Genomic DNA, 14,665 nt, shown 5'->3' on the forward strand with positions numbered 1-14,665 from the left:
ACAGTTTTTATGCATAACTGATTTTTTTAACGTTCAAACTTGAATTATAATGACTACAAAAAAAAATAAATCAATCCTGACTTTGATCTTTATGATTACAAATCTATATATGTGGTCTCAAACTGAAAACACAAGACCCAATATTATTTTAATTTTTGCAGATGATTTAGGCTATACGGATGTAGGTTTTAATAGGCCTACAGCTTTTCCAGAAGAATACGGTATAATACCAACTCCAGAATTAGATGCTCTAGCTAATAATGGTATGATTGCCAAAAATGCTCACGTAGCACATCCTTTTTGTGGACCTAGCAGAGCAGCTTTACTAACGGGTGTATATCCACATAGAATTTGTGCACAATACAACTTACCTAACAGCGTGGAGGACACTAATGGGATATCGACCAATGAAAAATTTTTTAGTAAGGTTTTACAAGAAAACAATTACAACACAGCTGCTATTGGAAAATGGCATCTAGGTGTTTCTGACAACTTTATTCCAAATACTAGAGGATTTGATTATTTTTTTGGAATGCTTGGTGGGGGGCATCAATATTTTGAGTCTGATTATGAAGCACAATATTATAACAGTATAAATAATGGCAACCCTGTAACCAATGAATATAGAGTTCCTTTATTAAGGAATCAAAATTATGTAGATCGAACAGAATTTGATAATGATAAATATTTAACAAATATATTAACAGAGGAAGCTGTTAACTACATAAATACAAATGCAGCTAATACTGATCCATTTTTCATGTATCTGGCTTATAATGCTCCTCATACACCATTGCAAGCCCCTGCTGATAAAATTGCAATGTTTGATGCTGCTAATGGAAATGGAAGCCCAGGTAGTACATTTAGTTCTGTAGTAGCGGCAAGTCCTGACATCCTAAATGCGAGAATCCCAAACAATTGGACGGGTACCGAGGCAGAATTCAGAGCATCATTAGTTGAGGATCGCCTTACATATGCTACAATGGTAAGTATAATGGATGAGGGTATTGGTTTAGTAAAAGACGCTTTAGAAGCAAATAATATTTTAGACAACACATTAATCGTATTTATGAGTGATAATGGAGGTAAACTCAGACAAGCAGGAGCGGTAAATTACCCTTTAACTCAAGGAAAAGGAAGTGTAGACGAAGGAGGGCACCGAGTTCCAATGTTTTTTCACTGGCCTAATGAAATATCTACTGGACAAACTTATGATCATTTAGTATCTTCAATAGATTTATATCCATCATTTTTGGAATTAGCTGGCGCAGCAGTTCCTAGTGGTAAATTACTTGAAGGAAAAGCCCTCTTAAACGATATTGTAGCTAATCAAGATGCACGTTCTGGAGAATCTATATATGTTATGCGACCGCAAAATGGTTTTCATAATGCTGCTATAATGAATGGAGACTACAAAATTACTAAAAAGGGTAATGGCTCTTCTACTGAAGATTGGAAACTATATAACATAGCTACAGATTTAGCAGAAAGTACGGACATCAGAAGTTCATTACCAAACGCAGAAACAATAGTTGAAAATATGCTTACTCAAGCGGTAGCTTGGGTCTCTGATTTTCAAAATGTAGACCCTTGTTGGTTTGATCATAACAGACCACATCCTCATCAAGCATTATGGAACAATGGTTCTTTACCAAGATATGATGCACTTTTCGGAATGCCGCTTATTTCATCAACTGATGAGATTAATATTAAAGGGACAACTAATTCGGTAGAAGGACAAACAAATGGTCTCTTTACGGTAAGTTTACCAACAGGAATTAACGCAAATGAAGATATACTTGTTGGTTACTCAGTAGGTGGAACAGCGACTACAGATGGTTCCGATTACATGTCGCTTTCAGGAACGGTAACGATTTTAGAAGGTACAAATAGTTTAGATATAGCCATTATATCTAGTGATGATGGGATTCCAGAAGAAATGGAAACAGTTATTATTGAAATAACAAACGTATCTACAGGTACTTTCAATAGTACTCCTGCAGAAATAACTATATCAGATGTTACAATACCAACTTCGCTGACTGCAGGTGATATAGCTATAGTCGGATATAAAGCAGATGAAGGTAATATAGGAGAATTAGCTTTTATAATACTAAAAGATATTACACCAGGAACGTCCATTAGTTTTTCTAACAGAAGTTGGAAAAGTGATGGTTCGTTTAATATAGCAGGTAATGGAAATCCTTTTGGAATCGATGATGTCTTTTCTTGGACTGCTGCTAGTGCGCATAGTATCGGAACTGTTTTTAAACTAGGAAGAGATGGTATTGTAACCAGCGTAATTAATAATGCAGAAACCCCTGTTGGAAATACGACACAAACCTTTGGTACTGACGGCGATTGGGATTTATCTCCCGTTGGAGATTCGGTTTTAATATATGCAGGAGATTCATCGACACATCCTGATGACAATAGTAATCTTTGGATTACTGGGCTCAATACTAATGGAATAGAAAACACAAATATTCAATCTGCTGGTTGGGCCGTAGGTGGTGGAAACGCTTATTGTGAACTTCCAGTAGCACTTATTGGATATGACATTGATGTCTCAGGTGGTGATGTAGCCAACCCTTATGATCAAAATTTTGGAGTATATGTAGGAAATTCAGACGGTAATATCGCAGTATTAAGAAATAGTATAAATGATTTTACAAATTGGAATTCGAATGAAACTAATCCTTATAACTTGTGGAAAAACGATAATACAGTAGCTGGTAATACAGGGGACATTATATTAAACCAGCAGACACTTTCTTTTGACGAACAAGAACAAAACGATTTAAATATATTTCCAAATCCTTCTCAAGGCTCTATAAACTTTAATTTTAAAAATACCGTTACCGATTTAGAAATTACCATTTTAACACTTACCGGTAAGGCTATCAAAAAAATTAAAGGAACCAATATAAACAAACGACAAATTGATATTTCTCCTTTTGCTAAAGGAATTTATCTGATGAGAATAAGTGCAGATAATCAAGTTTTAATAAAAAAAGTAATAAAAATTTAATGATGGGGAATAACAAAATAAAATGTAATTAAATGAAATATATTAACGGAATACATAAAACACAAAATTTAAAGTTTTGGCTGCAGGTGTTTTTTACACTATTTTTTAGTTTCTCGGTTTATTCGCAAACTATTATTGTGAATGGAACTGTTACAGGAGAAGATGATGGTTTACCAATACCTGGGATAAATGTTTTAATTAAAGATACCTCTAAAGGAACATCCACCAATTTTGATGGAAACTTTGCAATAGAAGCTAGTATAGGAGACATACTAATTTTTACTTATTTGGGCCTTAAATCTCAATCATTAAAAGTAAAAAATTCTACAATGAATATTAGAATGGAACTAGAAGCTAGCAGCTTAGATGAAATCATAGTTATTGGTTACGGGACTCAATCGAAAAAAGAAGTTACAGGTGCTGTTTCTCAAGTAAAAGCTAAAGAAATTGAAAATGTGATTACTGCCGATGTAAGCTCTGCACTTAGAGGACAGGTTGCAGGGCTAAATGTTACTTCTGCCAGTGGAGAACCAGGAGAAGGTTCAGGTATTCTTATAAGAGGTGTTTCTTCTTTAACTGGTTCTAATGACCCTTTATTTGTAGTAGATGGTGTACCTCAATCTGGCGACCCACAATTAAACCCTAATGAAATAGAAACAATAGACGTCCTTAAAGACGCAGCTTCTGCTTCTATTTATGGCGTGAGAGCATCAGGGGGGGTTATTTTAATTACCACAAGAAGGGGAAAAGAAGGTAATACCAAAATAGAATTTAATTACAGTAATGGTATCCAACAAATAACAAGAAGAGCGGCTTTAATGAATACTAATGAACAAATTTTCTTTGATTTAAATGATCAGTCTCGAGGCACTCCTTTTTCACCTGCTCGCTCGGATAGATTTAGTTTACTTAATGATAATGATCCTAGAGATTTAGTACAAAACGATAACGCAATTTTAAGAAGAGCGAATTTAAATATATCAGGAGGAAATGAAAATTCCAATTATAATTTCACTTTAGGCTATTTTGATCAAGAAGGTAATGTAATCAATTCCTCACTAAGACGATATAATCTGAGAGGTGGTTTTAGAATAAAGAAAAGTCGCTGGTCTTTTAATAATAGTTTTGGTTTTACTGTGGACGATAGAGAACGACCAAATTTCAACTTATTAATTCTTGCTCAGCGTGCTTTCCCATATTTAGAACGTGTGGATGGTAATTCAAACAATATTATTGATGACAATGATGAGCGTTTATCCAATATCAATCAACTTCTTGGTGCTTTGACTAGAGTAAGAGAATTGGGGCGTTATAGATTTGACGCAAGTTCTGAGATAGGATACAAAATAAGTCCTAATCTAACATTTAAAATGCTTACAAGTGGTGTCGTTACTAATGAATTTGAAACACAAACACAACCACCTTTTCAAACGTTTGATCAAGCTGGAAATCCCCAACAAACGGAATTTGATAATTTTGTATACGAATCTAGAAGCAGACGGATACTGATAAACTGGAATAGTAGTTTAAACTATGTTAAAGATTTTGGAAATCATGCAATAGAAGCACTTGCATTATTCTCTATAGAACAAGATAATTTCACTTCAATAGGAACATTCGCGCAAGGGCTTTTATTCGATAACCCTACAAATCTCTCTCAAGGAACTATTGGAGCAGGTGCCGCTTCTAATGGTCTATTACTTAGAGGAACCCCTTTCATTAATCCAGATTTTAGAGATCGCCGAATAGGTAGTGTTGGTCGTCTTCAATATAATTACGATGGGAAATATTTATTAAGCGCTAGTGGAAGATATGATGGTTCTAATAAATTTGCTTCTGGTAGTCAATATGCGTTTTTTCCTTCAGCCTCTGTAGGATGGAATGTTTCTGAAGAAAAATTTTGGAAAAAGATAAAACCTGTAGTAAATAATCTAAAATTTAGAGCAAGTTATGGGACATCTGGTAATGATAGAATTCAATCCTATTCATTTCAGAATGTATTATTAGGAGGCTTTGATGCGGCATTTCAAGATTCATCTGGTAGTAGCATCGTATCGCCAGGAGCAGCTGTTACAAGATATGGAAATTCCAATTTAAAATGGGAAACAAGTACACAAAGTAATTTTGGTGTAGACGCAAATTTTTTTAAAAACACGTTGGAATTGACTTTTGATTATTACACTGGAAATAAGAAAGATTTGCTAGTTAACTTACCTGTAACGCCAAGTTTTATAGGAATCACTACTGGAGATCTTTTTGCAAATCAGCGATTCACTCCATTTAACGTTGGTGATATGAAAAACAGTGGATTCGAAGCTTCCTTGCGCTACAGACCTACAACCGGGAAGATTCGATGGAATATACTAGGTACTTTTGCCGCTAACAAAAACGAAATCATACGATTAAACGGAGATATTAATCAACAATTATTTAACACATTTCCTGTTTTTAATGATGGTAGGTCTAATGTAATTGGTCTTCAGGTAGGCAGAGAAGCAGGTTCTTTCCTGGTTTTTCCGACAGATGGTTTGTTAAGGACCCAAACTGAAGTAGATACATACAACACCCAATTTAACACAACTGCAGAAATTGGAGATTTAAGATACATTGACACAGATGGTAATGGAGAATTGCGAAATAACGGTGACCGTATTTATGGAGGTAGTGGTTTACCTGATTTTGAAATTGGTTTAAATCTATCAGCTACATATAAGAATTGGTATTTCAATACCAATTGGTATGCCTCTGTGGGTAATGAAGTCTATAACGCTACTAGAGCCAATGCCATCAATGACAGACGTTCTCAAGATTTACTATATCAGTTTGTTCCTGGTGTAAATGAAAATACGAACATTCCCACATTTAGGGGTCGATCACCACTGCATCCCAATTTTAGACCTGATACCGATTTTTATATTGAAGATGGTTCTTTTATACGGTTAGCGAATGTGGTTGTATCTTATAGGTTGCCTACTGATGTTACTGATAAATTAGGTTTAGGGACATTTAACATATACGCTAATGCTCAAAACGTATTAACATTAACAGAATATTCAGGTCTAGACCCGGAAGTAGGAGGCAATAATATCCAAAGAAGAGGACTGGACATTGGAGTAATTCCAATTACAGCAAGTTATAACTTAGGAGTACGATTAAATTTTTAATTAAGATGAATAAAATACAATATATATTAACGGTTATTTGCGCATTTTTTATCATTTCGTGTGATGATTATTTAGAAGAACCAAATCCTAATGCGCCTGAGTTTCCTGATACAATTCAAGATTTAGAGGATACCAACTTACTTATAAATGCTTCATATAACAGTTTATTTCATCATTATGTTTTGAGTATTGAAGAGAATACTTTAAATTCTGATGAAGGTTCTGTCGGCAACAGAGGAAATGGTGGTAATAACCCACTAGATAGATTAGTCTGGTATAGACATGAGTATAACTCTGCGACGACAGAAGTTTCGAGAAAATGGGCAGCTTTATATCGAGGTATTTTTATAGCTAATCAAGCTCTTTATGGATTAGAACTTATTGAATCCACAATTAACTCTCAACCTGAAATCGACGAATGGAATAAGCAAAAAGCAGAAGCTCAATTTTTTAGAGGACTTTATCATTTTTATCTACATTCTACTTTTAACAACGGGAATGTAATTATTCGTGATCGATATGAAGAAGATTTAGATGCTAGAAATAGAGATGTATCTCCTTCTGAGGAAGTAAGAGAATTTTTTAGACAAGATCTAGAAGAAGCTATTGAGTTTTTACCAAATCCAAGTGAGATTGAAGAAAAGGGAAGGATTACCAAAGGCGCTGCTACAATGATATTAGCGAATAGTTATTTATACGAGGGTACAGATGCATCCATTGAAACTGCAAAAGTTCTTTATCAAAGTTTAATAAATGATTTTGGTTACCAGCTGGAGACAGACATGGCTAAGATGTTTACAACGGAAGGAGAATTTAATAGGGAGTCTATATTTGAAATACCATACACTATAGATTTTAATGTTACTGATAATGCATTTGACGAAAACAGCCTTCACAATAGATTAGCAGGACGTAGTGCGCCTTTTGCTTTTGGAGGTCAACAGCGTTTCCTGCCATCTTCTTGGCTTATTCTAGAATATCTAAATGAAGAAATAGACCCATTGGATAATAGAAATATTATTCAGGCCGGTAACGGATCAACAGTTACTAGAAGAGTATCCATGAGAGCTTCTGCTATGGTTGCATTAAATGATGATCTAGACACTCGTGTTTATCAAAGTACAAATGTGCTTCAAGCTGGAAATCTAGGTGGGGGTAATAATAACTTTATTGCATCAATGTTCAAAAAGTATACAAACCAAGATATTGCTAATAGCGAGCAAGCTACTGCCTCTGGAGATCGTAATAAATCAGGAAAAAACGTCACAATTAATAGACTATCAGAGGTTTACTTAAATCTTGCAGAATGTTATATAAGACAAAATCAAATTAATGATGCATTAAATGCTATTAATGCGGTCAGATCACGCTGGGGGTTAGTACAATTAGGAGTTGGTTCTCCAAGTGCAAGTTTTGACAACATCATGTACGATCAAACGAGTTTAATGGAACGTCTAATGTTTTTTGAAAAACCTTTGGAATTATCTGCGGAAGGTCAAGCTATAAGAAACATTGATCTACGCCGTTGGAATATTGCGCAAGCCAGGTTTTCTGATTTAGCTTTAAGACAGTACCACCCAATACCATACAATGCTCCAACGGATTTATCCAGAGGCTCCATAACATCTCGAGATAATGGAACAATTACGCTACTCGACCCTTCAAACCCTCCTGGCAATTTAAATATTATATACAACGAATTTGAAGGTGCTGCAGCTAACTATAGTATTAATCAAGGTTACCTTCCTATTCCAGAGGATGAAGTAAACAACAATACTTTAAACTAAATAAGATGAAAAGATATATTTTTTTAATGTCGATTACCCTTATTTCATTAATAGGATGTAACAAGGATGATGCTAATTTTACGGAGTTTTCTAAACCAGAGTTGTTTACTCCTGCACTGGCAACAATTAATGAAGAAACTCTACAAACTCCAATACCGATTGCTGTAGATAATTTCTCCTCTATAGCCGATGTATCGAGAGGCATTATTTCTAGATCTTGGAGAATAGATACTGGAATGTCATTTTTAAATGAAGAATTTACACCAGCTGATAGTTTAAATTTAAATCAGTTTATTTTGGGAGGAAGAGGGAGTTCTCGTTCCAATATCTTTTTCCTTTTCGATGAAGCTGGATCAAAAGAAGTTAACTTAAGACAAGTTTTTGACGAAGAGGTTAATTTTTCTGGCCAAACAGCAGTACAGGAAGGAGACAATTGGATATTAGAAACTACTTTTTTCTACAATGTATTTGATAACCTAAATCCGGAAGCAGTAATTTTTAATCAAGATGAATCTACTGAATTAGGACGTCTAAACGCTAATCAGAATCCCAATCGTAATGATATTAGTAATTTTGAAACCATTACAATTGAGGCAGGAAGTTCTTTGAACTTCAGAGATGATACTACAATTGGTAATCCAGACGGAAGAATATGGGAGTTTTCTGAAGGCAGTCCGTCGGAAAGCACTGAAGAATCAGTCAACGTATCTTACAACAGATTAGGTGAATATTTAATAGATATAACCTCAACAAGGGCTCCAAGAGGTAATACTTTAAACGCTGCATCAAAAACAAAAACACTTCCATATATTATCAAAGTAATTCCCTCTTCACAGCCTTTTATTGCTACCAATGCCAGGGTTATTGATGATGGTGGAATCTTAGGTGAGGGAAGTTCTATAATTGAGTTAGCAGTAAACGGTGAGTTGGAAGACTTTTCTGGAGCAGAGAGCAACTTCACAATAAATGTGGTAAATACGGGCTTCAATCAAAATATTTCTGTTACTTCTGCTGAAGTAAGCACTACTGACCCAACTGTAATAAGATTAAACTTAGCAGAGCAGGTATATAATTCAGATACTATCACAATTTCTTACGACGCGTTAACACCAATTATGTCTGTAGACACAAGAACACTTAATTCTTTTATAGATTTATCTGTTGAACCAGTACTAATAAATGTATTACAACCTGCCTCTAATCCAAGTTTTGAAGTTGGTGTTAGTAATGATAGAAGAGGTAATTCGCAAGGATATAATCTTTTTGTTGGTGGCGGTGGTAATAATTTAGATAATGCTAGAAATACAGATGGTAGTTTACAGATTAATAGAAGTACAGAGCAATCTAGCGAAGGTAGTGCATCGATGAGGTTTGACGCTGAAATGCCTTTAATTGCTGGTTTTCTAAGTTATAGTAATACTATAATTTCAAACTCTAATATACCAAGTGGCGAATTTATACTTGCTTATGATATTTATATTGAAGGAGGATCTACTTTTAATGGTATTTTTAGTAGAATTGTTGGTGCCACGCCTGCGAATGAAGTAATGTTATTAGATAACTCCATTAGTGATGAATGGTTTACGGTCGAACGTCAATTCACTTTAACTGATCCTTTATCTGGAAATATTATTTTCAATTTTAGAAATAATGATAATGTTGGAATTACAGGAAGACAAACTTTCTATTTAGATAATATAAGGGTTTTAGTTGTGGAAAATAGACCTTAAACATCATTTTATCAAAAAAAAAAAACACTACATTATTTTAAATAAACCACAATCATGATCATAGAAAAAATAGAAACCTTTATACTAAACGATAAGTTATCTAAAAGTTTTTTCTTCTCGCAATGGGAATATTCGGAACGTTGTATTTGCGTTGTAAAAATCACCACAAAAGATGGCCATTTCGGATGGGGAGAGGGTTATGGCCCGGCTCACATATTAAATGAAGGTATCAAATTTTTAGCACCACTTGTAATTGGGAAAAACCCATTAGAGAATGAGGTAGTATGGAATACCATGTACCGAAAAACATTAGATTATGCCAGAAGAGGAATTTTAGTAGCTTCGATGAGTGCTATTGACATTGCTCTTTGGGATCTAAAAGGACAAATTCTTGGATTACCCATATCCATGTTACTTGGTGGTGCTCATAGAACTCACGTAAAACCTTATGCTACTGGATTATATTTTACCGACAAGCTTAATCCAACAAAAGATTTTGAGGAAGAAATAGCCTTATATAAAAAACAAGGATTCAAAGCTCTAAAAATGAAAGTAGGTCTTGGTATTGAAGAAGACTATAAAAATGTAAAGTTAGTTAGAGAACTTCTTGGTGAAGACATCCAGCTAATGATTGATTCTAATCACGCTTACAATCTCAGAGAAGCTGTAATTTTATCACAAAAGATTGAAAAATTCAATATAAGCTGGTTTGAAGAACCAGTTTCACCAGAATATTACAAACAATACAATGAACTTAGGAGTAAAACAAATATTCCGATTGCTGGTGGTGAATGTGAGTACTTAAGGTTTGGATTTCATCAACTTTTAAGAAATAATTCAGTTGACATACTCCAGCCAGACATATGTTCAAGTGGAGGGATTACGGAAGCCAAACGTATTGCAACTCTAGCAAGCACATATGGCGTGGATGTTGTACCTCATACTTGGGGGACATCTATCGGAATTCATGTAGCTCTGCATTTTATCGCCAATTTAGAATGCATGCCTGGTAGAATGAAATCACCAGATTTTTTAATGGAATATGACCAAACAGAGAATAGATTACGAGACCACCTAACTTTTCCTAAAGTCGAAATGAAAAATGGAATGATCAAAATACCAACAAGTCCAGGACTTGGGTTGGAAGTTAATGAAGAAATACTATTAGAATATTCAATAGACAACAAAAAATTAAACGGATTATACACTTAATAGAAAAAATATGATTCCCCAAAATTTTGGATACAAAAAATTATATATAGATGGCAAACTGCTAGATTCCAAAAACAATAAAAAAATGGATGTCATCTGCCCAGCAAATGGTGAAGTAATTGCCCAAGTCGCCGAGGCAAGTAAAGAAGATACCAAGGCTGCTTTAATTGCCGCTCAAAAAGGTTTTAAATATTGGTCTAATCTAACACTAGTTCAACGCACTGAGTGGATGCATAAGCTACGTGATGCTATCAAAGAAAAGGAACACGAATTGCGAACTGCCATGGTTTATGAGATGGGTAAAACATACGCGGGTGCTTATGAAGATATCGAAGGCATAATTAATGGCCTAGACTGGTATCCAAATGCGATGAAAAACCTTCGAGAGGAACAAATTCCGGACTACGAAGGAACACATACACATAAGATGATTTCAAAACCTGCTGGTGTTGCTGTAGCCTACTTGGCATGGAATTTCCCAATACTCAATGTAGGCTTCAAACTTGCTCCTGCATTAGCTTCTGGATGTTCTATAATTATAAAACCCTCAGAAATATCCCCTTTATCAACTTACATTATTGGCGAAATATTACATCGGATTGAGTTTCCTGCAGGTGTTGTCAATATTCTTGCTGGACCCGTTAGTGATGTAGCAAAAGTGTTATCAACAAGTAAAATACCTTCTGTCCTCACTATGATAGGCTCCACCGAAACTGGTAAAAAAGTCATTGCCGATAGTACAACAAGTATCAAGAAACTAGGCATGGAACTTGGAGGTAACGCACCATTCATAGTTTTTGAAGATGCAGATTTCGATACAGCTATTAATTTAGGAATTGCACTAAGGTTTGGAAATACTGGTCAAGTCTGCGTAGCCGCTAACAGGATCTATGTACATAAAAGAATTTATGAAAAATTTGTTAAAGCGTATGTAGAAAAAGCTAAAAATATAAAAGTTGGTTTTGGCACAAAAGAAAACGAAGATGTCTTTATGGGGCCAGTTGCTACCAGAAAAGATAGAGATCGGATGTTTTCTTTAATAGAAGATGCAGTTCAAAAAGGAGGTGTTCTAGAATATGGTAATAGTATTCCAAAGGATTTGCCAGAAGATGGAAACTGGATAACACCAACTGTTATTTCTAATGCCAACCATGATATGGATCTTTTTGCTAAAGAAACCTTTGGACCAGTTGCGGGTATTATGTCTTTTGAGACTGATGATGAAGTTTTGGAATTAGCAAATGATACCGAATATGGATTGGCATCCTACATTTTTACAAATAACCATAAACGCATTGAACGTTTTACCCAAGAATTAGAGTTTGGAGAAATTCAAATCAATGGTGTGAAATATTCTATTTATTTACCTCATGGTGGAATTAAAAATAGTGGTATTGGACACGATTGTTCTCATTTAGCCTTAGATGATTATCTAATAAAAAAACGTGTCTCAATTGCAAACTAATTAGAGGTGAAAATTGAGTAAAAAATCCCTTACAAAGTGTAAGGGATTTTTTTTACCTCGTAATTATTTCTCATTCATAAATATTATTTCTTTATAAACTTCTTAGCAAATATACCTTTACCAGTAGTGACTCTTACCATATAAGTTCCTTTATCAAGTAAAGAAACGTCTACTGAACCTACTACACTATTCGAAATAGAAATACGCTTACCTAGTAAATCAAAAACTTCTAACTTTTTAATAGATATATTGTTAGAATCAATCAGTAATTTCTCTTTTACAGGATTTGGATATATACCAAAGCCTGTAGCTTCCTCAAAATCCCCTATACTTAATGTATTATTTTTAGAATTTTCTAAATTATCAATATGTAAAATCAATCCAGCATCAAGAGCAGCGGTTTGAGGTTGTAAAAAGAATGCAATACTATCATAATCTCCAGTGGCTGTGCTAGAAAAAGTAAGTTGCTGCCATACATCTGCGGCAAAAGTGAATTCTCTTCGATCATCTACAAATACGTTGGAACCACCGCTAGAAAATCTAATTCTACCCCGTATAAAAAAAGTAGCATCCTGATTAGATTTGATCCATACAGTAGTAGTAAATACATCACCTGCAATTCCTGGTGTTGTATCAGAATAAGAAGAATTTATGAAGTGAACGCCATTGCTTTGTTGGTTTTCAAATTGTAAACTCTGTATTCCATTTTGCACATTCGCCATATCAGTGTTTATAGAAATAGCAGCACTTGAATTCCCACTATTCCAAGGTGCTATTCCTGAAGAATCTTCAAAGTCTGGGTTTTGTATAATACCACTAAATGTCTGGCCAGTTACAAACCAAGTTGATGCCATTAAAGTCAATAAAAAAAAAAGATTTTTCATAATAATGTGAATTTGATTTTTAAAACTTTTGTTCTCAATGAATTCCAAAATTATTCTAGAATTCATTTTATATTAATCAACTAAATTTAAAAGAAAGCTCTTTTTTTTCATAGACATCAATTACCCCTTAATACCACTCTTTTATCCAAAATTTGTTTTACTAAAAAAAATTTAGTTACCTTTTTCCAAATTAATTACAATCATTTTTTAACCTAAGGAGATTAGTGATCATATTATCAATAAACCTTTTAAGAATTCATTTATAAAATTCATGAAACATTACAAAACTGTCCTTCTTTTACTTGCAATTATTTTTATTAATTGCAAGGACAAACCTAGTAAATCAGATCAACTTAGCGTTATAACCGAACAACCAAGTGGTATGATATGGGTGGAATCTAAAACGTTTTTACAAGGTGCAAAACAAGATGACAAATTTGCTATGAAAAGAGAAAAACCATCCCATAATGTAACGGTTGATGGTTTTTATATAGATGAAACAGAGGTTACCAATGCACAATTTAAAGATTTTGTCGAAGCTACTAATTACATTACTGTTGCAGAACGTCCTATTAACTGGGATTCAATGAAAAAAGAACTTCCTCCAGGAACACCGAAACCTCACGATTCTATATTGCAACCAGGAAGTCTGGTTTTTAATAAAAATGTAAATGCTGTTGCTAATATGCAAAATTATGGACAATGGTGGACTTGGATGATCGGTGCAAATTGGAAACACCCTTATGGTCAAGCAAGCTCAATAGAAGGAAAAGATGATTACCCTGTGGTTCATGTAGCGTTAGAAGATGCTTTGGAATATTGTAAATGGGCAAATCGTAGATTGCCAACAGAAGCTGAATGGGAAGCAGCTGCCTTAGGAAGTAACACAAATACTATTTTTACTTGGGGTAATGATGATAATTTATTAAACAAAAGTGCCAATACTTGGCAAGGTATATTCCCTACCAGTAATGAATCTAAAGATGGTTTTGAGTTTATATCCCCCGTAAGATCTTATCCTCCAAACAGTATCGGTTTATACGATATGATTGGTAATGTTTGGGAAATAACCTCTGATCTGTTTAATCCTAATTATTATAAAAACTTAAACACTTCTCAGCCATTAAACAATCCTAAAGGTGCTTCTAATAGTTTAAGCACAAATAATCCTTACCAAATTGAAAATGTTATGAAAGGAGGATCATTTTTATGTCATCAATCTTACTGCGCAAGTTTTAGAATCTCTGCTAGAATGGGAGTAGCTCAAGACTCTGGTAGTGATCATATGGGTTTTAGAACGGTAGTGAATAAAGATATGCTTCAAAACTAAGATGAATACTATAATTAAGTCACACTGGTAGATCATTAAAATACAATATTAATATTTCCTTT

At 34.3% G+C, this 14,665-nt stretch carries 8 protein-coding genes; 7 read left to right on the plus strand and 1 reads right to left on the minus strand.

The annotated features are described in order from the left end of the window. The first annotated feature begins 49 nt into the window (after positions 1-49). From Q0921_RS07755 to Q0921_RS07780, 6 genes are read left to right on the plus strand one after another with little or no spacing between them, the layout of a single operon-like run. The gene (locus tag Q0921_RS07755; protein WP_299255668.1) at positions 50-3,031 is read left to right on the plus strand and encodes a sulfatase-like hydrolase/transferase; all 2,982 of its coding nucleotides are present in this window, start codon (positions 50-52) and stop codon (positions 3,029-3,031) included. A 32-nt stretch (positions 3,032-3,063) separates the two neighbouring features. Beyond that, positions 3,064-6,195: a TonB-dependent receptor gene (locus Q0921_RS07760; RefSeq protein WP_299255670.1), complete on the plus strand. Its 3,132-nt coding sequence runs from the start codon at positions 3,064-3,066 to the stop codon at positions 6,193-6,195. A gap of 5 nt (positions 6,196-6,200) precedes the next feature. Continuing rightward, complete coding sequence (locus Q0921_RS07765; protein ID WP_299255672.1) at positions 6,201-7,982, plus strand: RagB/SusD family nutrient uptake outer membrane protein; 1,782 nt, start codon at positions 6,201-6,203, stop codon at positions 7,980-7,982. A gap of 5 nt (positions 7,983-7,987) precedes the next feature. Continuing rightward, a complete protein-coding gene (locus Q0921_RS07770; protein WP_299255674.1) occupies positions 7,988-9,712 on the plus strand; it encodes a hypothetical protein in 1,725 nt (574 codons plus the stop codon). 54 nt (positions 9,713-9,766) lie between these two features. Then, positions 9,767-10,924: a mandelate racemase/muconate lactonizing enzyme family protein gene (locus Q0921_RS07775; RefSeq protein WP_299255676.1), complete on the plus strand. Its 1,158-nt coding sequence runs from the start codon at positions 9,767-9,769 to the stop codon at positions 10,922-10,924. 10 nt (positions 10,925-10,934) lie between these two features. Next, positions 10,935-12,389: an NAD-dependent succinate-semialdehyde dehydrogenase gene (locus Q0921_RS07780; protein ID WP_299255678.1), complete on the plus strand. Its 1,455-nt coding sequence runs from the start codon at positions 10,935-10,937 to the stop codon at positions 12,387-12,389. An 83-nt stretch (positions 12,390-12,472) separates the two neighbouring features. On the opposite strand, the gene Q0921_RS07785 is transcribed toward Q0921_RS07780, so the two are convergent. Then, positions 12,473-13,273 (minus strand): T9SS type A sorting domain-containing protein, encoded by an 801-nt coding sequence (locus Q0921_RS07785; protein ID WP_299255680.1) that lies wholly within the window; start codon positions 13,271-13,273, stop codon positions 12,473-12,475. A gap of 271 nt (positions 13,274-13,544) precedes the next feature. Here Q0921_RS07785 and Q0921_RS07790 point away from each other — a divergent pair, with 271 nt between their 5' ends. After that, positions 13,545-14,603 carry a formylglycine-generating enzyme family protein gene (locus tag Q0921_RS07790; RefSeq protein ID WP_299255682.1) on the plus strand — a complete coding sequence of 353 codons (1,059 nt, stop codon included), beginning with the start codon at positions 13,545-13,547 and terminating at the stop codon, positions 14,601-14,603. Positions 14,604-14,665 lie beyond the last annotated feature (62 nt).

The organism is uncultured Aquimarina sp. (assembly GCF_947496855.1).
In the GTDB taxonomy this organism is placed as follows: domain Bacteria; phylum Bacteroidota; class Bacteroidia; order Flavobacteriales; family Flavobacteriaceae; genus Aquimarina.